Below are 25,068 nucleotides of genomic sequence, written 5' to 3'. Positions count from 1 at the left end.
AAAGCCTTGGGACTAACCCCACATACCAAGGATGGCAAATACCAGCCACTGAGGATTTGTTAAATATTCCGATTACGCTACCGAAAGAATTTACTCACCAGAAAATCACAGAAAAAGTCAGAGCATCTCGCAAAGCGCGGGAGCAATCTAAAAAACTGTTGGAAATTGCTAAAACAGGAGTAGAACGGGCGATAGAGACGGATGAAGCGGCGGCAACAACTTGGATGAACCACCAACTTGAAGCTATTGGTATTAATTTATCAAATTTAACTTAATTTAATGGAGGCATAATGTCTGAAATTACTTTAAACTCAGAACAACTTAAGGAAATATTGAAAAGTGCGATCATCGAATTGATTCGTGATAACCGTGAGGAAGTCTCGGAATTTTTGGCAGAAATTCTTGAGGACATAGCAATGGAACGTGCGATCGCAGAAGGTGAAACAACTGAACTGGTTAACCGCGACTCCATCTTTCAACTTTTGGAGCCGAAATCGTGAAAGTTGAGTTCAGAAAAAGCTTTGAAAAAGACCTTGGTAAGATTCAAGATGAAGACTTGCTCCTGAGAATTAAAACTGTCATAGAACAAGTGGAAACTGCTGAAAGTCTCTTGGAAATCAGCAGCATCAAAAAACTTAAAGCAGATGGAAATTACTACCGTATCCGAGTTGGTGACTATCGAATTGGCTTTGCTGAATACGAAAATATGATTACCTTTGTTCGTGTATTACATCGCAAGGAAATATATCGATATTTTCCATAGTGAATGAATAATACTAGAAATTGCTAAAACAGGAGTAGAACGGGCGATAGAGACGGATGAAGCGGCGGCAACAATTTGGATAAACCAGCAACTTGAAGCCTTGGGGGTAAGACTGACATGATGATGCAGGCTGAAGCAAAGAAAATCTATACACCCGAAGAGTATCTCGATTTTGAGGTGAATTCAGATATTCGGCATGCATATATCAATGGAGAAATCATCCCTATGACTGGCGGCACTCCCGAACATAATAAAATTGCCAGTATTCTCAATGCCGCCTTAAGAGTTAGTTTGAAAGGGAAACCGTACAGTATTTTTGTAGCAGATCAACGGCTTTGGATTCCTGCACGCACGCTTTACACCTACCCGGATGTCATGGTTGTCCCCCGCCCACTCGAACGACAACAGGGACGAGCTGATACGATTGCTAACCCGGTGATGATCGCCGAAGTGCTTTCAAAATCAACCAAAAGCTACGATAGGGATGAAAAATTTTCAGCGTATCGTACCATTCCAATATTTCAAGAATATTTATAAGGGATATGTTGAAAACTCTTGGCTAGAAGCCAAGAGATGAAAACTATAACGTAGGCTAAAGCCTACCAGTCAATCTCTTTGCTGTGCAATATAGTTTTTAACCGTTTCAGTACAAATATTGCCTGCTGTTGAAACAAAATAGCTAGGAGTCCAAAGTGTAGGAAGTTTTAGCAACTCTGGGAACTCTTGTCTTAAATGTCTTGATGCTCGACCTTTAATTTTTCTAATTACAGATGCCGGATCATCAGTAGGTTTTACATTTAAAAACAAATGTACGTGATCTGGCATAATTTCCATTGCAATAATTTTCCATCTATTCTCATTGCAAACTTCACAGATTAGTTCTTGAAGCCTTTCGGCAATGCGACCAATCAACACTTTTTTGCGTCGCTTAGGAATAAATACAAAGTGGTAGTTTAGCAAAGACACAGCGTTGCTTTCATGCCTGTACTCATCAGGGATAAAGCTTGACATTGTAGTTAATTTCTTGACCTTGTTGTATTTTTGATTGTACTATCAACATAGTCTATATACAAATAGTATGTACGGATGCCAACAAATATTGCTTTCTCCTAGTCAAAAATTAAAAGCAGTATTAGAATTTATTTGCTCTGAATCAAATAAACTAACTAACTGTGCAATTTACTATGGGAGACAGATTTGGTTTAAATGTCATGGATATCTAGGAAAGTTTGATTTAATCAATGAGTATAAGAATAATCCACATTACCAAGTGCTACATTCACAAGTTGCACAACAAACTTTGCTTACTGTTAGAGAGAGCTTTAAGTCTTTCTATGAACTTGACAAGATGTTTCGCAATGGAGAGCTAGAAGATAAACCAAAACCACCAAAATATAGAAGAAAAGGAGGATTGGCAGTTGTAACCTATCCTAAGCAAGCTTTAAAGCTAATAAATAATTGCATTCAGAACCCCCTGGGATTAACCGTTAATAGATGGTTTAATATCAAGAATTTTCTAATTCCTATGCCCTCAAATATCAAGTTTGAGGATATTAAGGAATTGAGAATATTACCCCGGAATAGATGCTTTTACGCGGAGTTTGCGTATAAAGTTAGTCCTGTTTCTACAACATTAGATCCAAAATTAGCCCTTGGTATAGATCCAGGTATTAGCAACTGGCTGACTTGTGTTTCTAATTTAGGTACTAGTTTCATTGTTGATGGCAAGAAAATTAAAAGCCTTAACCAGTGGTACAACAAAATAGTATCCAAGCTAAAAGAGGGCAAGCCTCAAGGATTTTGGAGTGAACGATTAGCCCACATCACCGAAAAGCGTAATCGTCAGATGCGGGATGCGATTAACAAAGCAACCAGGATTGTAGTTAACTATTGCATCCAAAATCAAATCGGTAATATAGTTTTTGGATGGAATAAAGAAATCAAAAATGGTGTTAATCTTGGCTCTCAAAACAATCAGTCTTTCGTCCAAATTCCTACTGCAAAACTAAAGGAAAGGATATCTCAACTCTGTCAACTATATGGCATAAAGTTTGTGGAAATGGAGGAGAGCTACACTAGCCAAAGTAGTTTTTTAGATGGCGATGTTTTACCTGTATTTGGCAACAAGCCAGAAGGGTGGAAATCATCAGGCAAACGAGTTAAACGTGGACTCTTTGTGACTGCAAAAGGCATAAAAGTTAACGCCGATCTAAACGGCAGTGCCAACGCACTTTTAAAGGTAAAGGAACAGCTAAACTTAGATTTAGTCAAGACCCATAGGGGACTTTTGACTGTCCCACAGAGAGTATTTCTCTGGAAGAATAACTGCAAAAAGCGAAGAACGATGGCTTTAGCCATCGTTCTTCGCAACAGTTTGAATCACCGTGACTTTAGTCCGGTGAGAGTCAATAATCGATCAATATACTGCTCATGTTGAGCAATACTCTAAAACAGACTCCCGCAAATGGATCTTTACTGAATATGACGATCCAGAATCGTATATTTCACTCTCATCGATTCCCTTTGAAATTCGTTTAGCAGATATCTATGAAAGTATTGAATTTGAGCCATAGTGGAAATTGCTAAAACGTTTTATCAACAAAACTAAGCATTAGTTCTTAGGATGTAGGTTGGGTTTCGTCCCTCAACCCAACACCTCAAAGTCTTGTAATTGTTGGGTTTCACTCCGTTCAATCCAACCTACTAGCGCTGGGTAGTAAAACGCACTAGAAATACTTAACTTTTACCAGAGCATCGCCTTTTTTAAGAAGAATCCCCTGTGAGTTACTGACAAAATTCTGAAAGCAGTATTCCTTCTGATTTAATTTTAAAGAAACAGATTTTGCAACTTCTTTTTAAATAGCACCATCATTGACAACAAAAAATCAAACCTTTTTAGCCATTATTTCCGTTTTTGTTCTTATCTTGGCTCAGTGCTTACTAGCAAGAAGCGCAGAAGAAAACTTACATACAGAGCGTTTTCCCCTACACCTATGCCTGCCTTTAAGAGCAACTTTCTGATCCGAACCGTACTGATTGCGGAGTCATGAAAAAGTTTTTTTAATACTTAGAGGTTCCTAGAAAATCTAGAGCTTTACAGCTTCTGTAATAGTTTCACCCTATATCAAGAAGGATTCGTGGTAGCTATTGTTATTCTTGCGATTAACCCGATAGTCATCATAGGCAGCACAAATCCAGGCACAGGCTGCGAGGAAAACATTTTTGTCCCAGCTTGATTCATTGTTTGGCAGCAGTCCGTTGTTTCCAACTAAACCAAACGCTAGGATAAAGCTGATCAACATCAGCATCATCACAATACCAGCCCATCTTACCCAACGATTAATCACAAACATTACCCCAACCATTAACTCAGCCGGAGGTAGAAGGTAGGCATAGGGTATGGCAAGAAACGATGGAAGTGGCCCAATTCCCTCAAATCCAAATCCCCATAGCTTTAGTTTGGCTGTTGTGACTGTCTCATAAAGACCTCCCTGAGCGAAAAAGTGAATCATATTAGCAATTGCGGAAATAATAAAAAATACTCCTAGTAGAATGCGAGTTGTTGCAATTGCTGTTTTTAACATGACTCGCTTATTCTTCAACTCAATTGGCTCATTCACGCTCGTAGCCATACTTACCGTTCCTTTACAATTAAGTACTGTGTGTAAATTTAATGTTCTACAGTTTGCTTATTTGTTTTGCTAATTTGTATTTCTTGCACTAATTTGGCGGCTGCTTTAGTGATGGCAATAGTCGGTCAAGTAATGTTGGTAAACCTGTTGATTGCCAAGTTTGGTTGAAGTGAGTTGGTTGAGTAGCTCGCCAAACGAGTAAACCACTGCTAGCCAGGATAAAACTAGCAGCAACCCCTCCAATCAACCGGAGAGCTTGAGGCGATCGCCGTTGTTGAGACATCGAGTGGCTGTAGCGATCAAAAAGCTGATCTGTCAGCCACTCAGTTGTCGCTTTAAAGTTATGTACTGGAGTTGGTAAGAGTTCTAAGTAAGTACCTTGGCGAATGATATGCCCTAATCTACCCGCGATCTCAATTCGATCAAATAGATTTGCTGCACTCTCGCCTAATCCTAATTTCAGTAACGTTCCTCGCAGGAATACCTTTGCTGGTTTAGGGTTGTTACCTTCAGTAAGGGCTTTTAGATTATGAGCGATCGCCGAACCTTGTTGATAAGCAACCTGAGCAGTTGCTGGCAATGGATCGGCACCTAATGCAGCACAATCTCCACCCGCAAAAACAGTAGGGAATTCAGGCAATTGTAATGTTGAAGTTACCCAAACACGACCAGCGCGATCGCGATTTTCTTCAGAAATTGGCAGACTTTTAATCAATGGGTGAATCCTATTTCCAGCCGTCCAAATAATAGTTGCCGCCTTTAGCGTTTTAACATCATCCTGCCGTTTGTACTCAACCTGATTTGGATGGATAGTTCCAACCAAAACACCTAGCTCTAGCTCAACAGGAATTGTCCGGTCTTGCAGTGCCTTCCGAGCTGTTTCTCGTAAACGACCATTCACATCACCTTTAAGAATTTCCTGGCTGCGATTGAGAATTACAATCCGAATGTCCTGCGAATCGCCGCCCAATTTAATGTACCAATGTGGTAGTAAATCAGCCAGAGTAGCTGCCATTTCAATACCAGCAGGGCCTGCACCAATCACTGCCACTGTTAGTAAGGCACGACGCTGCTGCAGGTCTTCGGTTTGACTTGCACGCTGGAGGCAATTACGCAAATGCTTCTCCAACGCCATCACATCTTCACTATTACGAAGAGGAAGTGAGTTGTCTTTTGCTCCCTCAATTTCAAAGTAACTGATATCGCTACCTAAAGCCAGTACTAAGTTGCTGTAGGTGTAGCGCAAGCCTGAATCTAGTTCAACTTGTCGTTGATGTAGGTCGATCGCTTGAACCGTATCCTGTATAAATGTCACACTGCTGCAGTTTAAAAGTTGGTCATAGCGAGGACAAACCTGATTAATGGTCATTTCTCCACTGAGCAACTCATAGAGCAAAGGCTTGAAAACAAACCGCTCTTTTTGATCAATTAAAATAACCGGATGTGGATAGCGTTGATGACAAAGATGCAGAGCCGTAAATAGACCAGTAAAGCCACCGCCCAAAATCACTGTTGGCAAAGTTAATTGATTCATGGTTGAGCACTTTCCTCAAAATTCTTTGGCACCATAGTGGTTTTCTAACGGGGCGAAGCATTTGGCAGAAGATTCAAGTAAGGCTGTGGGATTTAGCCTGGATGCTTCGCCCTTACAACTAATAGGCTGTAGCTAAAAGGTGAAACTATTGAGAAGTACCAGCGCTAGTAGTAGGGCGGAGCGGGGCATAGCCAAAGGTCGCATTTGCCATGCGACACCAGATTGCAACAGACTTAAAGTTGCTCAGATTAATTGCAGCAGGAATTGGGTAACGCTGCTCACCATTGAACTTTTGCAATTTGCCCAAATTAACATAGCTGGTAGGGTCTTGGTACTGCATGGGTGGCTTTTCAGTGGGGTCTAGAACCACGTGCAAGTCAGGCCCTTGACTACTGGTCTTGAAAGCTGAATCAAGTACCAGATAACGTCTCCCCTTATCTGTAACAATCCTCGCCATTCCAGAAGTTGGCTGTTCTGCGGCAACAAAGGTACCAGATATTTGTGCAACTAGCTGTTGTCGCTGTGCCACCATAATTGCATTCGACTCACCAGAGGAGGGATTAGCTGAAACTCGGACTACATGGCTTGAAACTGCAAGAGGAGAAATTAACAAAGAAGTAATGCCTAGCAATGCTAATTGGTTGAGTTTCATCAATTTCAACTCCTAAAGATTATATGTACTAAGTCAGTACACAGACTGTTCTAAACTCTTCAAAATTTTGACTCAATTAACTTAAAGAAGAATGAGTTTTTCCTGAGAGTTTAGGTTTAAAGAGTGAGGCTCCTATTCTCTTTGATAATCTTTCAATAACTTTTTATTAATCTAAAAGTTAATTATGTCAAGAATTAGTGATAAACAGATTTTTAAAGCAAATCAAGCAATTTCTACGTTTTAAAAGTTTGCTAGACAAAGGCTTTTGTCCCATACATACATAGACCCATCTCAAGATTGAAAACTATATTTCAATTATTGTTGGTATAGGAACTCGAAGATTTCTTACGGATATTCTTTAAATTTTCTTAAACTGCATTGGATGAACTTTGTGCTATCGCGGTTTGTTACTACATCCAAAGAAGAGCGATGTCACAGATGTGAATAGCGCAAGTCATCTATTGATGTTAAGCCAAGCAGTTATAACCTATATTCCCTTAAATCCAATTCCAGCTTCCATCTTTCGTGGATGGCTTTCTCTATCAACTTTTCCACGAATATATTTGCGCCAAACTCCAATCTGACCTAATGCAATACCACATAAGATGATGCTGCCTCCAATATACTGAGCAAGTGTAGGAACTTCACCCAAAATTAAGTAGGCTGCCAAAATAGCAGCAATTGGATTGAAGGCACTAGCCAGAGAAGCTTCAGTTGCACTTGAACCTTTCAAACCAGATAGCCAGAACGATTGACCTACCACAACAACAATTGCACCGTACACTAACATCCACTTCCATAAGAACGGTGAGAAAGCATCCATGAAGTGGTGACTACCATAGAAATAAAGTGCAACGAAAAAGAAAATTACTGTTCCTAAAGCAGTCCGAACGATTGTAAAAATTCCGACTGGAATGCTTTTGAGGCGAACCTTACTAATAATGCTAGAGATTGCTAACGCTACAGCTGCGATCGCCGTCAAAATTTCACCTAAACCAATTGTACTGAAATCGGCTGGAGCCATCGATTCCCATAGGCTCTGAAGTACTACTGCTACAACGACGCCGATAAATGAGACGATTGCACCAAGAATCTCCCAACCATTCGTTCGCTCTTTTAATAGCCAAATTGCTAATGCTAAAGTCAGCGGTGGCTCAAGTCGTCCGATTAGAATAACATTGTTCACCATCGTGCGAGATAGCGCATCAAAAATCAAACCTGGAGCCAGCGCACCAGCCAGTAGAGCAACTACCGCCATACTGCTCCAATCTTTAAAGGAGAACTGCAAGAAGGAGCGAAGCGTTAGCTGTCGTCGATGAATCGTAATTAGAACGAGCAGCGCACAGAGATTTCCTACAAATAGAACGTTACAAAAGGAAATAGGATTTCTGCCATCAATAAGGTTCTGAGATCCAATTTCTGTTAGTTTTCGTGTAATAGAGCTAGCAATAGCAAAGATGATGACAGCTGACCAAAGATAAACCTGCTTTGGAAGGCGAGTGAAGAAATTGAAGACATCAGTAAACAAAATTTTGTCTCTCTGAGATTTTGCGTTAGTCTCAGGTGCCTGTTTGGGTACGGGCATAATTTGGTTAACGTAAGTTTTACAGGTTAATTTAGGTGCAAAAAAAAGCTGAGACTGGAATTAGAAGAAAAAATCAAGAGTGTCTCAGTTATGTCCACAATTGTATCTAGCCTAAATGTAGTGCAAATTTTCTATGATGTAGACAAAAATCTTTTAATGATATTGACGAAGAATTTGCCATCTACTGAAAATCAAACCTTCTCAGCCCTGATTTCCGTTTTTGTTCCAATCTAGGCTCCATGCCAAGGTGAGTGATGTAATTTCTTAACCTGAATTTGAAAGCTATCAACAAAACTAAGCATTAGTGCTACTAATCAATTTCTCACCTTTGAGCATCCGCGATGCTGCTTCCAGTAGAGCCTCTTCCAAATAAGGTTTGGTGAAATACCCACTTGCTCCCAAGGAAATAGCCATTTGTCGATGTTTGTCTGCACCCCTTGAGGTGAGCATGGCAATGGGCAGATGGTTGAGATTTGAGTCTTTTTGGATGCGAGAAAGTAACTCTAAACCATCGCAGCGCGGCATTTCAATATCACAGAAGACGAGATCGCAAGGTAAACCAGAACGAAGCTTATCCCATGCTTCTTGCCCATCACGTGCCTGTTCTACCCGATAACCTGCCTTGTTAAAGGTCAACGACAGCAGTTCTCTAACTGTAATTGAATCATCAATAATTAGTACTGTGGGATCAATCTTAGTAGCGGGTACTTCTATTTGATCGGGAGTTCCTTTCTGATTTAGAATACTAACGGCACTTTGTTTAGCCGTCCGTCCTTGGAAGATGTCAATAATTTCCAAGACATCAGCAATGGGCATAATCCGACCATCACCAAGTACGGTAGCACCTGCTACACCAACAGGTTTAGGTGCCGGGCCTTCAAATTGCTTGATTACAATTTCTTGTTCGCTCAGTACTTGATCGACTTGTAATGCAACCATTGTAGTTGCCGATCGCACAACAATTACAGAAACCATGTCATCGTCTCGGTTGCCGCCATAAACGTTGCCACGACTTAGTTGACGATTTAAGGTTAAAAGTTCTTTTAAGGGTTTAAATGGCAGTACGCGATCGCGCCAAGAAATAAATTTTTGCCCATCGGCACCTTCTTGAATATTTCTGACAGGCAAATCCAGAGTATCTTCTACCCCATCCATAGGGAAGGCAATTCTGGCTTTATCAGAAACGCAGCAGAGAGCTTTGCAAATACTCAATGTCAGTGGCAGGCGAATAGTAAAGGTTGTTCCCTTTCCTATAGTTGAATCAATAGTAATTGTTCCTCTAATTTCACTGATTTTGGTGCGAACTACATCTAAACCAACACCCCTACCTGCGAGATCGTCAGCTTGATCTTTGGTGCTAAAACCCGGTTGGAACAGTAAATCGTAAACTTCTATCGGGGACATGATTTTGGCTTGGGCTGGGGTAATTAAGCTTACCTTCATCGCCTTTGCTTTTACCCGTTCAGGATCTATACCTGCACCATCATCACTAACAGAAATTACAGTTTGGTTGCCTTGATGAAAAGCATTGAGGGTGATAACTCCCACAGTTCGCTTGCCTTGGGCTTGCCGTTCCTTTGGTGTTTCCACACCGTGAGCGATCGCGTTGTTGAGCAAGTGTGTAAGTGGTGTCTTCAGATGTTCTAAAATCATCTTGTCAATCAAGGTGTCTCGACCTTGAATGATTAGTTCCACTTGCTTACCATACTTAATGGAGTTGTCGCGCACACCTCGCGGTAGCAGATCGGTAGCTTGAGAAAAAGGCTCCATTCGCGCTCTTGTCAGCCCCTCTTGCAGTTGACTTGTTACCTGCCGAAATTGCCGGGCTACACGTTCGGTTTCCTCTGTCACAAAGTCAATATCACTTGCCGACTCGCGTACTCGCACGATTAATTCAATGATTTCCTGAGTCAGAATATGAAAAGGCGTAAAGCGATCCATTTCCAATTCGCTAAAGCCTCGATCTGTATCTGCCGGGCTAAAACCACTGTTTTTACGGCTGGCTAACAGAGAAGCTTCTAAGAGCGATCGCTCATACAATTCCTGCATTTTTGCTCCCACATCCGAGAGTTGATGCACCTGAATCAGTAAGTTATCGAGCGACTGACGCAGACGTTCTTGATCTTGCTCTAGGGTATTGCGGTTAACTACCAATTCTCCAACCAAATTGCTCAGATCATCCAGATGTTTAACCGGAACTTTCATCAACTGTTCAAATCTGGAAGCACTCCAACCAGAGTTACGCCCACCTGGCAAATTGCTTGCACCAGGTGCTGCTCCTCCTACCATCCCCTCCAAATCCCTAAATTCATTGTCAATTTCTGGAGAGGATGCAGGTTTGGTGGTAGCTTTTGAAAAATTAGTTGCAGTAGGCTGGGCTGCTATACCTTCCTCTTGATTTGTAGCCAGCAATTCTTCTAAATCGCTAAATTCTTGATTTTCAACAGATTCAACATCGATGTTTGATGCCACATCTTCTTTAAGCAAATCATCTAAATCGCCAAATTCTTGATTTTCAACAGATTTGACATCGATGTTTGGTACAACATCCTCTTTAAGTAAATCATCTAAATCGCCAAATTCTTGATTTTCAACAGATTTGACATCGATGTTTGGTGCAACATCCTCTTTAAGCAAATCATTGAAACCAATGAATTCTTGCTCACAGATAGGCTGAACACTAGTATTTGCTGTAACGTCTTCTTCGAGCAAATCATTGAAACCGACAAATTCTTGCTTGGAGATAGTTTCAATATTTATATTTGATGCAACATCCTCTTTAAGCAACTCATTGAAACCGATAAATTCTTGCTCAGAGATAGACTGAACACTAGTATTTGATGTAACTTCTTCTTCGGGTAACTCATCGAAGTCAGCAAGTATATTTTCTCCAGCATCAATTTCTGAAGCCTTGGGAAAATCTAGGGCAACTGCTACCAATTCTGTAGGTGCAATAGCAATATCTTCTTCTACTACTCTATGCTCATCATCCTGAGTTATTTCCTGGATTTGAGGAATTGTTGTTGCCGATATATCTTCGCTGAAATCAACTGTGGCAGCATTAGCTTCTTGTTCAGTCTCAAAAACTATCGTTTCAGTTGACTGCCAGACATCTACTAAGCTGGTGTTAGGCTCAATATCTGCAATCTCCGAGGATGCTTGCGATACTTGGGATTCAGAAGCATCTGTAAAATTGAGATCAGGTTGAATAATTGTGGAGAATTTATTGTCAGTCCACTGCTCTTGTGGCGTGGCAATAGAAAAATCTGTATTATCAGCCTGTAAATCATGAAAATTAAGTGCTGGTGAATCTTCAAATAAAATTTCCAGACTCTCATCGCTATCCTCTTCTACGGCATCGAACCAACTAGGCTCCTGCTCAACTGGTGGCTGTGATAAATCAATCTGTGAAATTTCTGTAGATAAGTTAGTAAATGCTGGAGATAATTCTAGAGCTTCTGGTTGTTGGGAGAAAATCTGAATTGGTGTGTCAGAAAATTCGCGATCGCTTTCAGATAGCGCAGTGATTGAGTCATTGATTACCAACTCTTCAAATAAATCATTACCATCATCAACTGAAAGTTTTAGATCTGAGTGGTGTTCCTGGGATAAATCTATATCTAAATCTCCCGGTTCTACACCTACATCAGATGCAGACTCTTGGCGATCGCCAAATATATCATTAGCACCCGTAGCTGCAAACAGAAGCTCTTCTAAAGCTTTAGCCGTATCTTGCTCAAGGGGTGCTTGCAATGGCGGCTGTTGTTTACCTGTATCTTCTGGTATCCATATATTCAGATCTTCTTCTACAGGAGAAAACAAGGGAGATGTTGCAGACACTGTATTAAAGAAATCACCAAATTCAGATTCATCAATTTTTAAATTGAGGCTACTATTTTCTTCTGCTTGGTTAAACAGATTGTCTAAATTCCAATTTACCTGTGTTTGTAGCGTATTTTCAGAATTACTTTCTTCTCTGGAATTCTGATTCTCATTTAATGAAAACAATTCCTCGAAATTATCTTCTGTATCTATTGCTAATGAATTTAATTCTTTTGGAAATGGTATGTTATTAATTTGTGGATTTTCACTAGTAAGTTTATTTTGTTGTTTTACATTTTCTTCTTCTAAAAAATCATCACCAAATAACTGTACCAAAGTTAAATCTTCTTTAGTAGTTGTGATCTGATGATCTTGAATATTTTTTTCACCCTCTAAGGATAATAATTCTGCAAAATCGTTACTAATATCTTCTGTTTCACTATCATCAATTTTAAGTTCTACTTCGTTACTAATCGGATCAGATTCGATAATTTCCTCTTCAATATCCCAATTGTCATTGAAATCAGGAGTTTCTCTTTCAAATAATTGAGCAAGGGTACTCAGTTCAGCAACTCCTACTTCTGGCCCGTGAGCATTAGTATCGAAGCTACTATGTATTGAAGCTTCGTCTTCATCATCACTATTAAATTGATAGGATAGTTCAGGTAAGTTCGTACTAGAGTCCTGTAAGTCAAAATCTATTAGCTGTGGTTCAGCATTAAATTCATCAAAATTGTCTATATTAGCATCGGTATTACTGATAATATGGTTAGATAGCTCAGATAGACTAGTAATACTATCGTCTGGTTCACAATCTATTAATTCAGATTCGGCAGTAAATTCGCTGAAATCATCAGTTTTTGAAGTCATGAATTCGTCAGTACTAGCTATCTCAAAAACATTTGGAGATAACAATTCTTCTGGTGTCTGTGCAGATAATGCTAGTTCCAGTTCCGACTTATCATTTCCAATATTAGTAGCATCATCTAAAGATTCAACTATTTGAGGAATTAATACTTCTAGTTGCTGACTAATAGCAATTTCGTGTTCTTTTGCTGCTAAAGCAAGTTCTAGGGCTTTTTTAATATCTGTAATAATGATTTTCGCTAAACTCAGAAAAGTATTTTCTTGAGTAGCGATCGCCCTGCCTGCCGCATCACACAAATTAGACCAATTTTGGCAATTAAATTGTGTACCTAGTTCAGCTAATTTCTTGCAACAGTTCTGAAGTCTATTTCGGGTTTCTGGTGTAGAATCTTGTTTGAACAGCTGCAACATCTCGCGCAAAGTTTGCATCACCAGGTTTTGGTGATTTTGCCAACAATCGTTATATGTCGTTTTTCCTCCACTATTTTCTTGTTGTACAAGTAAATTTAAATGTTCGTTCAACCTGCCAAAAGTTGGTTCTACTTTGGAGATGATTTGATTAGCAGTATCTTCTGTTAAACCAAATGGCCCTTGCAAATTTTCTAGCAGTGCTTTGAGAGCATCAGATACGTCAAGAAATAAAGATTCAAGTTTTTGATCGACTTGAACTGAATTCTCTTTTAAAACTTTAAAACAGTCTTCCAAACGGTGAGCAGTTAACTGAATGCTACTTAAACCCAGCATCGCTGCCCCTCCTTTAATTGAGTGAGCTGCTCGGAAGATTTCGTTGAGCATTTCTGGATCTTTGATGGTACTTTGAAGATTTAGCAATCCCTGCTCAATTGTATTCAGGTGCTCTTTAGCTTCCTCAATAAAGTAACCTAGAATACGCTGTTGTTGTTCTGGCAGCATAGAAAATTATGAATTATGAATTATAAAGTATGAATTATGAAATGTTGAATTTGAAATGATGAACGTTTCAGCATTCATCATTCATCATTCATTATTTACCTAGTTTCGGAGGCTTCCACTCGGAAACGTTCTACGGAGGATATCAAATCACGGGAAACACCCACCAAGTTTTGCAAAGCACCAGAAACCCTTTGTGCTTCTTGGGAAGTTTCTTGGGCTGTTAGTTCGACTGATTGCATTACCTGAGCGACAGCACGGGAGGTTTCTGTTTGTTCGACTGTGTCGGTAGTGATAGAGCGCACGAGAATATCAATTCGATTCGCTACTTGAATGATGTTTTCGAGCGATCGCTTGGCTTCTTCTGCCAAGATGGTTCCTTGAATTACCTGTTGTGTACCTTCCTCCATTGCTGTCATTACCGAGCTAGTTTCACTCTGGATTTGGCGGACAATTTCTTCTATTTCTTTGAGTGATTTAGCCGATCTGTCCGCTAACTGGCGTACTTCATCCGCCACAATTGCAAAACCCCTGCCCGATTCCCCTGCCCTTGCCGCCTCAATACTGGCATTGAGTGCTAACAAGTTGGTTCTGGAGGCAATCTGGGAAATCAAAGCCACAATTTTAGAAATTTCTTGGGAGGATTCAGCCAAGCGCTTCACTTTGCGAGTAGTCTCAGCTACAGTTTCCCGAATTTCTAAAATACCTGCCACGGTATTTTCCACTGCTTCCCCACCTTTAAGAGCGATACTGCTGGCATCGCGGGCGACTGCTTCTGCTTCTCGCGCTGCTTCTGCTACCCTTTGGATCGAATCAGTCATTACCTGCACAGAATTTAAGGTAACTGCCAACTCTTCTGCCTGCCGCAAGGCATCACTAGATAATGCCCTTGCAAATGTCTCGGAATTAGTAGCTCCTTTAGTAACTTCCCGTGCTGCTACTTTTACCTGTTGCACAATATCGCGCAAGTTTTGAATAGTCAGGTTAAAAGCATCGGCAACTGCTCCCAACACATCAGCAGTCACTTCGGCTTGTACAGTCAAATCTCCTCTAGCAGCTCCTTCTACATCATCCAGCAAGCGAATTACTTGGCGTTGCAAATTTTCTTTTGCTTCTTCCTGTTCTTGAGCTTTGCGTGTAGCTTCATGTGTAGTCGTGAAAATTACACGAGTCATTTCATTGAAGCCTGCCGCTAACTGTCCTAATTCATCTTGTGAATAAACGGTAGCTTTGACATTAAGATTTCCTTGCCGTACCGCGTCAAATTGGGCTTGTAAATCTTTGGTAGTGCGGCGCAATTGCCTGATGCTGAGATTGCCCATCACACCTGCTGTTGCAAAACTGGCAATTCCTGCTGCTAATGCCATTGCCCAGCCTGTATTTCGCAGTGATGCCCGTTGTTGGGGAGGAGACATTGTCGTAGCGGTAAAGCTAACCGCAGCTACAACCACCGCCGAAACAATACCCGCAGTACTACCGATTATCCATTGCTTAGTTGTGAGCGGAGCATTTTCAAAGGGAGCTAATAAGCCTTGCTCAACACTGACTTGGGGTTCAATATTAGCAGTACTGCCTTGGGTAAAAATTGGCACTGCTTCTTGCGAACCTGTGATACTAAATAGTTCATCATCGCGATCCTTGTCTGTGTTGCCGCCCGTCGCCTGATTTTTTTGACTACTTTTGTTGTTTTCAAATCCTCTGCTGTGATTTTTGCTATCTAGGGCGATCGCTCCAGAATGCAGTTGAGAGTCACCCAAATTAGAGTCTGCGACAAAGTCAAACTCTGCTTGAATATTCCCTAGATCGTCAAAGTCATCAAAGTCATCTAAAAACTCTATATTGCTTCCTTGCGAAGATTTGCCATTTAAAAGGCTGCTTGTGTCTTCACTATCTGTAAAAGTCTCCGATCCAAAGGCAGATTCAAATGCCTCTATATCAAAGCTGTCATTTTCCTCAAAACTATAACTTTGTTTTACATCAGAGCTTGAGTTAGATTTTTGGTTTTCTAAATTGAAAGTGCTGTTTGAAGTTGTTGATGAGAATTTTTCTTGGTTACTGTAACCGAAACTATTGATTTCTGATAAATCACCACTGGTTCCTGCTTCTTGCACCAGTAAAGTTTCATCCTCAAACCGATTTAATAGAAAATTAGAATTCGGTTCAACTGGTTTTGGAACTGTTTGTTCAGCTAAATTTACTTGATTTTCTAATTCAGGTGTAGAAAAGGAATCCTCTGACAGAAATGGCAAAGAATCTTTATTATTCTCCTGGTTAAATTCTGAATCTTCAAAAACAGGATCTGCACTATCTACAAATAAATTGCTAGGTTCTTCTGCGTCTTTTTCTGATTCTACAGATATATCTTCTACATCTTCTTCTAAGAAAGCAGGGAATTTTAGTTCAGTTTGTTTATTCCAAATGTTTATCTGTGAATCTTCTGCGTCTTCGGAACTGAAAGCAAAAGGATTTTCGTCAGAATTTTCTGATGACTCTAATGTTGTATCAAATAAACTAATATCTACAGGTATATCAAATGGATTGCTATCTAAGGAATCCTCTTGTGGCACTTCCAGAACCTCTTGCTGATCAAAAGCACTAAAATCAAAGTTTTGGTCGCTAGAGTCTCCTATTGCTGCCAAATCTTCTAATTCTTGTTGCTCATCTTCCTCAGAAATAGACAAGTTAGAGAAATTTGCTTCAGAGTGATTATTGATCTCAAAATCAATATCTGGTTGCTGTTGGTATTGATCGATATGCTCTAGACCATTTTTAGCAAAACCAACAATTTCTGGGTCTTCAGTTAAATTTAATACCTCTTGATATTCCGCTTTTGCCACATCATACTGCTGCAAAACATAGTAAATGTGACCCCTCAGCAAATGAGTATTAGGATCGTGCGGTAAATTTTGCACCACCTCATCAATGAGGGTAGCTGCTTCTTCATAATTTTGTTGCGCGTAGGCTGTTAGAGCCTGTTGATATGTCTGCGCGTAATCATCTACACTCGCTGCCATTTCCTGCCTCCCTATTTCATCCCGCCCAGCGCGCACTTCGTAAAATTGTCGTTTGATCTAGCAGTCGCAAACACTTTTTTTTATGAGCATCTAATAACCACTCTCCCCGCAAAAAAGGAGCCATAGTATCCGGCACATTAGTTGGTGCCATCAAATGCTGCACATCAAGCCAGTGCATACCACCAATTTCTTCTACTGCCAAGCCCACAATTGTGTCTTGCTCTTCAATTGCTATCACCGGAATCTCTGCGCGATCAGTGTTTAATGCTGTTGTTCCTCCCAGAAATTGACCCAAATCAGCCACCCAAATTACTCGACCTCGTAAATTTAGAGTACCCAAAAGTAAAGGAGAAGCATTAGGAATCGGGGTAATTTTGTCAGGACTGAGTTCAATTACCTCACGAATGCCTGTAGCTAATAGTGCAAACTCCTGATGCGAAGGAATGAAAAATCGCAGGTGTAGTTCACCTTCAGGACTTTCTACTTGTAATTCAGGACGAAAGTGATCTTGTCCACTGCCCCCTAAAAAGTCCGGCTTGCTCATCATCTTATACTCATCCTTATCCTCGCAGCAGTTGTTTGACTGTTCCCACCAATTCTGTTGGTTGGAATGGTTTGGCTATGTAGGCATCCGCACCTTGCTTCATCCCCCAATAGCGATCAAATTCTTCTCCTTTAGAAGAGCACATCACCACGGGAACATTTTGGGTTTTGGGATCGGATTTTAATCGACGGCATACCTCATAGCCATTCATTCGAGGCATAACGATATCCAATACCACTAAATCAGGCGGAGCAGTTTGAATTGCTTCCAACGCTTCTAATCCGTCACTGGCATGGGTTACTGTTAAGCCACTTGCTTTCAGGAGGTCTGTGATCATCTCCCTTTGGGCAATACTGTCTTCCACAATCAGAACTGTACTCATAAATGCCTAATCTACCTCCTGATGTAAGGGTTCCGACTTGGAACATCTCCGAATTTACCGCAAGCATTTAATGTAAAAAATCACTTTATTCACACTACTTAAGTTTCCCAAACTGAACTCTAATGTTGACTAATTCTGTGATAATATTTTTACTCTATCTTTTACTGAATCAACAAGTGGTGTATCTCTTTTGTTACTTTTAATACAAAAGGGTGATAAATATTTCTCCACTAAGATAACCAATTCATTATTCCCAAATGGCTTTGTTAAATAATCGGTTGCTCCCACCATTTTTGCTTTGACTCGGTCAAAAAACCCCTCTTTGGCGGTAAGCATAATGATTGGTACTTGCCGAAATGCTTGAGAATGGCGCAACATAGCACAAATTTCATACCCATTTAAATCTGGCATGGTAATATCACACAAAATTAGATCAGGTTTGAGCTTAAAAATTAGACTAAGTGCTTCTAAGGGATTACTCTGAGTAATTACTTCATAATCTAGGTTACTTAAAATACTTTTTACTACCGTACAGATAGTGATCGCATCATCAATACATAATATGCATCGCTTGCGGTTTTCCTCTAAATCGAGTGTTTTTTTGGATTTGTTTGTCAGTAATTGTACCCAACCTTGTTGGATGTAAGGATGTATAGCTTTAGCTAGTGTCACAAGATCTCGATTTAGATAGCGAGCTAATTGACGCAAGGAAGTTTTACCATCTGCCCAATGCTGTAGCTTATTTATAGTCACGGCTGGTAGTGAGTTGCGTAGATTCACTATGTCAGCAATGACGGGAATTTGATCGGGAGTTTGAATATGAGGATATAGTAACTTCCAACTTTGCACCTGCTTGATCATCTCAGTCAATGCAGGAGCAATCTCTAGAGTAGTTAATTGGGGAGCCAGTGCTGAACTCACCTCAAAAATAAAGTTACCTTGCTGTAAATTCAGTAGATCGAAGAGAGTCTCATACACCAAGCTGTGGATAATACTGCGAGCTTGGATTGGATTGAGGATATTTTGCTCTAGCAACATCCATAAGTATGCATATTCGAGTGCATTTAAAGTTTTTAAGTGCTCTACTTCTCGTTCATCAAGCTGTACTTGAATTTGATAATGGCGCAAATAATCACTCAAACGCGATAGACTGTTATCGCCATTAGCTGCATAAATAATTTGACCGTTGAGAAAAAAAATGAACCAGCAGTGGCGATCGCTACAATCATTATGTCTGTCTGTCTCATCTACACATAGCCCGGAACATTTGTAATCACTATGGGTTTCTACAAATAGTTGCCCAGTGCGTTGTCCCAACTCAATCAATTGCAGAATACTACGAATATCAATTTCATTTAAATTTCCTTGCATTTAGCGAAAAAATGCTCCCTTTAATTTTGTCAGTTTTATTTGTAGAACTTATATTTAGAGAACCAGAGGCTCTAGTTCTCGTTACCAGTTTCAACCTGGCAACAAAGCTTTGTGATCTCCCACCTTTAGAGTGTTGGGAATGATGCAAGATGTGAATTAAGGAATAATGTGTGTAGTCTAGATTTTTTAGTTTTGTCCTGTTGTTTTCCTGTCCTTTCAACAGATGTAGCGAACTAAGAGTTGATAAATTAGAGAAAATTTTTATACTAGCTCTTAGCCCCTATTTTCGACAAGGCAATCAATTAATCCAAACTATTTTCTGTTTTTGAGAGACCTTAATCTTCCTAGATAACCTGAGTGATAACACGGTAGTCAGTGTAACTGATAGCAGTAGAAAATATAAAGAAGCGACAATTTGGTTGTATAAATCTGAAGACGTGAATTTCTCGTCTATAGAAAATTTTGCCTGCCTTGTTTCCCCCTAGCTTAAATTTTAAACAAGGCAGCTTACCGCAATTATTTTCGTATAAAAAAACACTGATATATAAGTCCATCAGAAGGATTAAGGGTGTGCTGTATTTAGCAGAAGTACAAAAACAGAAAGGCAGTTTACTTACTGGCGCTGGCAAAACAGAACTAAAACTGTTAGCTTGTCAGCGAACAGACCAAAGTTGGAGTACCGTATCAGAAGATGTAATCGCTGCTGAGGAAGCTAGTAAATTAAATGATGGTGCCCTTATATTGGTGGAAATGACTCCTCAGCGTCAAGTGCAGCGGATTCAAGAGGCGGGGCGTCCGTTAGTAAATATTTTGCAGAATTTTTCTCGTCAACTGGAAAAAATTAAAGTCAAAGAAGAAGAAATTGATCAGTGGAAAGAATCACTGACGTTTCAAGCGCAAGAACTTAATCGTCGCGAATTGGAGATTGAGACGCGTTTGGAACAATTAGAAAATATGGAAGATGAGTTTCAACGCTTGGAGACAGAAAAACAAGCAGTTGAGACATCCTGTGCAGAAATGGAAAAGTTGCGAGAAGAAATTGAGCGCAACCGTCAAGAACTAGAAGGAGCTTGGGAACATTTGCGGGGTGAGCAGCGCCGCTTAGAGGAGTCTCAAGCAAATTTACAGCAGGGAAAGATGCTGAATGAAGAGCAAAGCCGTCTAGTTAATGAATTACTAGATCGGCTCTCTGGCAGCGTTGCTCCTACAGAAACAGTGCGAGAACACCTGCAATTAGCATTTGAAATGCTGGAAAAGCAACAGTCCCTTCTCAACTCTCACTGGGAAAAACTAGAGCAGCAAAAAATAGCGGTTGGCGAACAGCAAGCAGAACTAGATCGCCTGTCACAAGTTTTACCTGAGCGTCAAAATGAATGGCAACAAGCCCAGAATTCTCTGGAACAGCAAATAGAACAGTTAAGGTTGAATACAGCTAGTCTAAACTGCAAGCAAGAGTACGCTTATCAATTAAAAAAGCAATTGCGATATCAAGAAGAACTATATCAGCAGATTCAATTTTTGGCAGCAATGTCTGGTGATGGATTTACTAGCCAAGAAGTGGATGTGGCAGCTTTAGAAAAAATGCCTATGGAAGAATTGCACAAGACAGTGCAGGACTTGCAAGGAAAATTAAATATAGACTTTAATTTTGTGAAAGAACAAGAACAAGAATTTAAAGATAAGCAAGAAACTATAGAAGAACTACAAACAAAGATAAACCAGGCATCCGAAACTGAGCGGAGTGCATTGGAGGCTGAACTGGCAGACGAGAAAGATCACTACCAAATGCTGAACGAAACACTCGTTGGACAACGTCGCCATTTGCTTGACTCTCAAGGGCTTCTCAAACAACACAAAGCAGTACTGCTAAGTCGGCAAGAACAGGTTTACGCCTACTTGCAAGAAGAAAAATTGGATTTCAATTCTATACTGCTACAGCTGGAAAAGCAGCGACAACGACTCTCAGAAGCACTGCAAAACTGGGAACGAAAAATTGAACAGATGCAGGCTAGTATTGAACAAATCCAGGGAATAATAGAACAGCAGACTCAACAGCAACAGACAAAGCGCCAAGAACTGCAAAATATGGAGCAAGATTTGTTATCCTTGCGAACTGCCACTGCGGAATGTTCAGGCAGAGTGAATTTATATCAAGAGGCTTTGCAACCAATTCAGGATTCCCTTGATGGATTGCGGCAGAAGTTGCAAGGCATTGCTGAAGTCCAACAAACAGGTGACGATCAACTCCAAGTTATTAACCAGATACGTCAAGTTTTTGTTGATTTGATTTCTCAACCACAGGTAGCAGCAACTTCAATTTAGGCATTCCTGGCAGCATTTCCCAGATGTCACACTGTTTCACGTTAATTACGATACACATGAATTTTGTCTAGAGGTGATATTTCGCGTCTGGACACAGTTTGTATTTGTATCAGAGTTTTTGTGAAATAGTATCACACCCAAAGCTAGAGATGGGCGTGCGGAGCGATCGCTAATGGCTCTTCTTCAATGACTCTACGGGCGCAAGATCACCGATACAAAAAACTGCTCTTGAAACTCTGTCAAAGCCAAGATTTGTTCGTTGCTGTAGTTTTTACCTTGCGGTACAACAATTAGCTTGTCATCCACATCATTAATACGATTAATAATGGCGATACAATCACCTTCAAAGTAGCTTAGAGGCTCAAATATACCCAAGATGTAAGCATCCACTTCCTGCCCATCTGGAGCGAGAGTATTGGGAATATAGCCATAATTTATGGGGTAAATGTATCCGTGCTGCGGATGCCTACTACCCATTGGGCGATCAACAATAACAGCAACAGCTTTACCAAGAAACACTTTTGTATCCATTTGTATTTGATATCATGCGATCGCAAATACAATTTTTCTTCTTAAGATCTTGCATCTACGCTCTAGTGCGCCAAGCAATGAATTTCTTGGCTGAAAGCTCAAGTCTGATAAATCAGACTAGGTAAGGTTTTCAGTCAGTTTTAACTGACTTAAACTCTAAGCCTGGTAGACGCCCGGTAGACGCGGTAGATACGGAGCAGCTACTTTCAGAAGTCGCTTTGCGCAAGAGCGTAGGTACAGCTACTTACCCTGCACCGAACCCCTACGGGGAACAAAAGTCGCTACGCGCAAGAGCGTAGGTACGGCTTCAAGAGAGAGTGGGCGGCTTCCCGTAGGTACTTCAGTTTTAGGCGTTTTAGGGGCGAGGTGCAAGATGTTAGTCTTCCCCCCTACACCTTGCACCCTAGTTTTAGTCAAAATAAGCAAAAGCGCCAGCTAGCAGCTGACGCTCACTTTAAATTAGTAATTTGCAAATTTCAACAGGCTAATGAAAACTCACCGATCATTTTGACTTCTGGTTCTAACAGAATCGACCAATTTTCCTGTACTTGGTATTGAACATGACGAATCAGATTAAAAATATCCCAAGCACTGGCACCGCCACAGTTGACGATAAAATTAGCATGGCGTTGAGCTACTTGCGCTTTGCCAATTTGATAGCCTTTTAAACCGGTTTGTTCAATTAACCAACCTGCTGCGTAAGGTTTGGGATTGCGGAAAACACTACCACAACTTGGTAGGTGATAGGGTTGAGTTGATAATCGGTGTTGTTTGTGTTGCTTGGTAATTGCTATCACTTGTGCAGGATCTGCACCTGGTTGCAGTTGAAAAGTTGCTTGAGTAACTATGCGATCGCTACCTTGCAGCATGGAAGTGCGGTAACTGTAATTTAATTGGTCGCGAGTTAGTGTTAAGAGCGTACCATCAGGAGAAAGTACTTGAGCACTAACTAGGATATCTGCGATGCAGCTATTGTGTGCTCCTGCATTCATGACTACTGCACCACCGACAGTTCCGGGAATACCAACAGCCCACTCTAGCCCTTCCCAACCGAGTTCTGCTGCTTGCCATGCTAAACTAGGTATTGATTCTCCAGCGGCAAGAGTAACTCGTCCTGTTTCCGGATCAAAATGACTGTGACGTAGATGGCGGGTAGCAATTACCAAGCCTGGGATGCCGCGATCACTAACTAACAAGTTGGAACCAGCTCCTAATACAGTTACTGGTAACTCATGTTCTTTTGCGTAGTTGACACTCGCTTGTAATGCCTCTACGTTGCGGGGAGCAACATACCACTCGGCAGGACCACCTACTCTATAAGAAGTAGACCCCGACAGAGAAACTTGCGATTTAATTATACAACCTGCGTTTTCCAAGTAAATTTCTTTACTGTCTGAACTAGTAATTTCTTGCTTTATCGTAGTCACACCAGAATAAGAGCAGACATCTACAGCTGCCTGGGAGCTTTTCATATTACCAAAATGAGTGTAATTTTGACATTCATCAACCGTAAAAACACGGTAATATTTTAAGGCAATGCAATCATTGCTAGACTGTGCAACTCTAAGCCGAGAAAAATTTTTGGGATGTTATAAAAATCGTGCCTTTTGCAGTTTATTCTTTATCTCTTAGGATGTAGCTGTGGCTGGCTGCCGAAGTGTTGCAATGACTTCCGGAATTATCTGATTTAAATTCCCGGCTCCCAAAAACAGCGCCAAGTCTCCAGGACGCAGTGTATGCTGTAGGAAATCACACATCGAGGCTAAGGCGGGTTGATAGTAAACTTGCTCGTGATGCTTGGCAACTTCTGCTGCCAAATGCTCACCACTAACCTGCCCTAAATTCACCTCGCCCGCACTATAAATGTCAGTAAGTATAACTGCATCGGCGTGAGTAAAAGACTCAGCAAATTCTTCCAAAAATGCCAACGTACGACTATAGCGATGGGGTTGAAAGATTGCAACTACTCTTTGCCCTGGTCTAGCTTGTAGACGGGCAGCAGCGAGAGTTGCGCGAATTTCACTAGGATGATGAGCATAATCATCAATAAAGGTGATGCCATCAACTTCACCCCGGAATTCAAAACGACGTCTTGCACCTTCAAAAGTGGCAAGTCCTTTAGCAATTTCTCCGAACTCTAAGCCCAAAATTCTACCTACAGCAACTGCTGCCAAAGCATTACTGAGGTTGTGACGACTGAGCAAACGCAATTTTAATACACCTAGAGCTTTACCGCGCTCCCATACTAAAGCAGTAGTACCATCGGCACGATAATCTATATTAGTGACGGTGTAGTCAGCACCTGCTTCTTGGTATAAACTATAACTAATTTTAGGTTGCAAGCGATCGCGCACGGTAGCGCAATCAATGCTACCTACTAATATCTTACAACCTTTGGCAAAGGTCTGGAAAATTTCCACCACTTCTTCTAAGTTGCCATAGTGATCAGGATGATCTAGTTCAATATTGGTAATAATGCCAATTTCGGGAGCATGTTTCACCAAAGAACCATCTGATTCATCTGCTTCTGCTACTAGATATGGACTATACCCTAGTCGAGCATTACCTTCCCAAGCATTAACTTCACCACCAACCAAAATCGTAGGATCAAGTCCTGCTTGAAGTAGCATATAGCCAATCATACTACTGGTGGTAGTTTTGCCATGAGTTCCAGCGACAGCAATGCTGTGATACTCTGCAATCAAAGCTGCTAAAACATCAGAACGATGAAAAATTGGACAGCCTGACTCCAGAGCTGCTTTATATTCCAAATTATTTGTATTAATTGCAGTTGAACAAATAACTTGTGGTAGTTGTGCTACTTCTACAGAAGATTTTCCCTTTTGAGTATTTAATACTACTCCATTTTCTTTTGCTAGTGGGCGAAAGAATTCCAAATTGCTTGCTTGTTGTTTATCAAAAATGTGAGTTCCGATCGCTTCTAACCTGCAAGTAATGTGGTTAGGGCGAAGATCTGAACCAGAGACGGGCAATTGGCGTTTGGCGAGTACATATGCCAAAGCAGACATACCAATGCCACCGATACCAATAAAATGAAATGGTCTACCGCTAAAGTCTACTTGATTTTCCATTTATTACTCCTCTTACACCACACCACACAATAATCACAAATGACACGC

18 protein-coding genes and 1 pseudogene are annotated in these 25,068 nt (G+C 40.7%); 6 read left to right on the top strand and 13 right to left on the bottom strand.

Features of this window, described 5'->3' with window-relative positions:
• The first annotated feature begins 56 nt into the window (after positions 1–56).
• The 4 genes and pseudogenes from U2718_RS11290 to U2718_RS11275 all read left to right on the top strand — a co-directional run.
• A complete protein-coding gene (locus U2718_RS11290) occupies positions 57–275 on the top strand; it encodes a hypothetical protein (protein ID WP_342003068.1) in 219 nt (72 codons plus the stop codon).
• A 15-nt stretch (positions 276–290) separates the two neighbouring features.
• Complete coding sequence (locus tag U2718_RS11285; protein WP_179050893.1) at positions 291–500, top strand: hypothetical protein; 210 nt, start codon at positions 291–293, stop codon at positions 498–500.
• On the top strand, positions 497–763 hold the full coding sequence (locus tag U2718_RS11280; RefSeq protein WP_342003069.1) for a type II toxin-antitoxin system RelE family toxin: 267 nt from the start codon (positions 497–499) through the stop codon (positions 761–763). Before U2718_RS11285 ends, U2718_RS11280 begins: the two co-directional genes overlap by 4 nt.
• A 117-nt stretch (positions 764–880) precedes the next feature.
• Positions 881–1,297: pseudogene (locus tag U2718_RS11275) on the top strand (Uma2 family endonuclease); the annotation flags it as partial.
• A gap of 72 nt (positions 1,298–1,369) precedes the next feature.
• Here U2718_RS11275 and tnpA read toward each other — a convergent pair.
• Positions 1,370–1,774: an IS200/IS605 family transposase gene (tnpA, locus tag U2718_RS11270; RefSeq protein ID WP_342003070.1), complete on the bottom strand. Its 405-nt coding sequence runs from the start codon at positions 1,772–1,774 to the stop codon at positions 1,370–1,372.
• Positions 1,775–1,841: 67 nt separating this feature from the next.
• Between tnpA and U2718_RS11265 the strand changes: the two genes are divergently transcribed.
• On the top strand, positions 1,842–3,200 hold the full coding sequence (locus tag U2718_RS11265; protein WP_342003071.1) for a transposase: 1,359 nt from the start codon (positions 1,842–1,844) through the stop codon (positions 3,198–3,200).
• Positions 3,201–3,882: 682 nt separating this feature from the next.
• Here U2718_RS11265 and U2718_RS11260 read toward each other — a convergent pair.
• The 9 genes from U2718_RS11260 to U2718_RS11220 all read right to left on the bottom strand — a co-directional run bounded on the left by U2718_RS11260 (position 3,883) and on the right by U2718_RS11220 (position 19,075).
• Positions 3,883–4,395 carry a MauE/DoxX family redox-associated membrane protein gene (locus tag U2718_RS11260; protein ID WP_342003072.1) on the bottom strand — a complete coding sequence of 171 codons (513 nt, stop codon included), beginning with the start codon at positions 4,393–4,395 and terminating at the stop codon, positions 3,883–3,885.
• An 88-nt stretch (positions 4,396–4,483) separates the two neighbouring features.
• Complete coding sequence (locus U2718_RS11255; RefSeq protein ID WP_342003073.1) at positions 4,484–5,929, bottom strand: NAD(P)/FAD-dependent oxidoreductase; 1,446 nt, start codon at positions 5,927–5,929, stop codon at positions 4,484–4,486.
• 145 nt (positions 5,930–6,074) lie between these two features.
• Positions 6,075–6,581, bottom strand: coding sequence for a DM13 domain-containing protein (locus U2718_RS11250; protein WP_342003074.1), 507 nt, complete (start codon positions 6,579–6,581; stop codon positions 6,075–6,077).
• Positions 6,582–7,068: 487 nt separating this feature from the next.
• Positions 7,069–8,166, bottom strand: a complete 1,098-nt coding sequence (locus U2718_RS11245) for a DMT family transporter (protein WP_342003075.1) — start codon at positions 8,164–8,166, stop codon at positions 7,069–7,071.
• Positions 8,167–8,460: 294 nt separating this feature from the next.
• On the bottom strand, positions 8,461–13,767 hold the full coding sequence (locus U2718_RS11240) for a response regulator (RefSeq protein WP_342003076.1): 5,307 nt from the start codon (positions 13,765–13,767) through the stop codon (positions 8,461–8,463).
• Between the two features lie 95 nt (positions 13,768–13,862).
• Entirely contained in the window at positions 13,863–16,778 is a 2,916-nt protein-coding gene (locus tag U2718_RS11235) for a methyl-accepting chemotaxis protein (RefSeq protein ID WP_342003077.1), read from the bottom strand.
• Positions 16,779–16,794: 16 nt separating this feature from the next.
• Positions 16,795–17,325, bottom strand: a complete 531-nt coding sequence (locus U2718_RS11230) for a chemotaxis protein CheW (RefSeq protein WP_342003078.1) — start codon at positions 17,323–17,325, stop codon at positions 16,795–16,797.
• 13 nt (positions 17,326–17,338) lie between these two features.
• Positions 17,339–17,704: a response regulator transcription factor gene (locus tag U2718_RS11225; RefSeq protein ID WP_016876361.1), complete on the bottom strand. Its 366-nt coding sequence runs from the start codon at positions 17,702–17,704 to the stop codon at positions 17,339–17,341.
• Positions 17,705–17,833: 129 nt separating this feature from the next.
• Positions 17,834–19,075, bottom strand: a complete 1,242-nt coding sequence (locus U2718_RS11220) for a response regulator (protein ID WP_342003079.1) — start codon at positions 19,073–19,075, stop codon at positions 17,834–17,836.
• A gap of 570 nt (positions 19,076–19,645) precedes the next feature.
• Between U2718_RS11220 and hmpF the strand changes: the two genes are divergently transcribed.
• A complete protein-coding gene (hmpF, locus tag U2718_RS11215) occupies positions 19,646–21,397 on the top strand; it encodes a pilus motility taxis protein HmpF (protein ID WP_342003080.1) in 1,752 nt (583 codons plus the stop codon).
• A gap of 192 nt (positions 21,398–21,589) precedes the next feature.
• On the opposite strand, the gene U2718_RS11210 is transcribed toward hmpF, so the two are convergent.
• From U2718_RS11210 to murC, 3 genes are all read right to left on the bottom strand, one after another.
• Positions 21,590–21,928 (bottom strand): inorganic diphosphatase, encoded by a 339-nt coding sequence (locus U2718_RS11210; protein WP_342003081.1) that lies wholly within the window; start codon positions 21,926–21,928, stop codon positions 21,590–21,592.
• Positions 21,929–22,404: 476 nt separating this feature from the next.
• On the bottom strand, positions 22,405–23,400 hold the full coding sequence (gene murB / locus U2718_RS11205; protein ID WP_342003082.1) for a UDP-N-acetylmuramate dehydrogenase: 996 nt from the start codon (positions 23,398–23,400) through the stop codon (positions 22,405–22,407).
• 156 nt (positions 23,401–23,556) lie between these two features.
• Positions 23,557–25,020, bottom strand: a complete 1,464-nt coding sequence (gene murC / locus U2718_RS11200) for a UDP-N-acetylmuramate--L-alanine ligase (protein WP_342003083.1) — start codon at positions 25,018–25,020, stop codon at positions 23,557–23,559.
• Positions 25,021–25,068: the final 48 nt, after the last annotated feature.

Origin of the sequence: Chlorogloeopsis sp. ULAP02 (genome assembly GCF_038404745.2) — a bacterium.
Lineage (GTDB): Bacteria > Cyanobacteriota > Cyanobacteriia > Cyanobacteriales > Nostocaceae > Chlorogloeopsis.
This window is presented reverse-complemented; position numbering and strand designations above follow the sequence as displayed.

What these genes read in the sequence shown, in the direction of transcription:
- U2718_RS11265 (WP_342003071.1), top strand. Translation starts at nt 1,842, where the DNA reads ATGTACGGATGCCAACAAATATTGCTTTCTCCTAGTCAAAAATTAAAA.
- U2718_RS11255 (WP_342003073.1), bottom strand. Translation starts at nt 5,929, where the DNA reads ATGAATCAATTAACTTTGCCAACAGTGATTTTGGGCGGTGGCTTTACT.
- U2718_RS11250 (WP_342003074.1), bottom strand. Translation starts at nt 6,581, where the DNA reads ATGAAACTCAACCAATTAGCATTGCTAGGCATTACTTCTTTGTTAATT.
- U2718_RS11210 (WP_342003081.1), bottom strand. Translation starts at nt 21,928, where the DNA reads ATGGATACAAAAGTGTTTCTTGGTAAAGCTGTTGCTGTTATTGTTGAT.
- murC (WP_342003083.1), bottom strand. Translation starts at nt 25,020, where the DNA reads ATGGAAAATCAAGTAGACTTTAGCGGTAGACCATTTCATTTTATTGGT.
- U2718_RS11240 (WP_342003076.1), bottom strand. Translation starts at nt 13,767, where the DNA reads ATGCTGCCAGAACAACAACAGCGTATTCTAGGTTACTTTATTGAGGAA.
- U2718_RS11220 (WP_342003079.1), bottom strand. Translation starts at nt 19,075, where the DNA reads ATGCAAGGAAATTTAAATGAAATTGATATTCGTAGTATTCTGCAATTG.
- tnpA (WP_342003070.1), bottom strand. Translation starts at nt 1,774, where the DNA reads ATGTCAAGCTTTATCCCTGATGAGTACAGGCATGAAAGCAACGCTGTG.
- U2718_RS11235 (WP_342003077.1), bottom strand. Translation starts at nt 16,778, where the DNA reads ATGGCAGCGAGTGTAGATGATTACGCGCAGACATATCAACAGGCTCTA.
- murB (WP_342003082.1), bottom strand. Translation starts at nt 23,400, where the DNA reads ATGAAAAGCTCCCAGGCAGCTGTAGATGTCTGCTCTTATTCTGGTGTG.
- U2718_RS11285 (WP_179050893.1), top strand. Translation starts at nt 291, where the DNA reads ATGTCTGAAATTACTTTAAACTCAGAACAACTTAAGGAAATATTGAAA.
- U2718_RS11225 (WP_016876361.1), bottom strand. Translation starts at nt 17,704, where the DNA reads ATGAGTACAGTTCTGATTGTGGAAGACAGTATTGCCCAAAGGGAGATG.
- U2718_RS11245 (WP_342003075.1), bottom strand. Translation starts at nt 8,166, where the DNA reads ATGCCCGTACCCAAACAGGCACCTGAGACTAACGCAAAATCTCAGAGA.
- U2718_RS11260 (WP_342003072.1), bottom strand. Translation starts at nt 4,395, where the DNA reads ATGGCTACGAGCGTGAATGAGCCAATTGAGTTGAAGAATAAGCGAGTC.
- U2718_RS11230 (WP_342003078.1), bottom strand. Translation starts at nt 17,325, where the DNA reads ATGATGAGCAAGCCGGACTTTTTAGGGGGCAGTGGACAAGATCACTTT.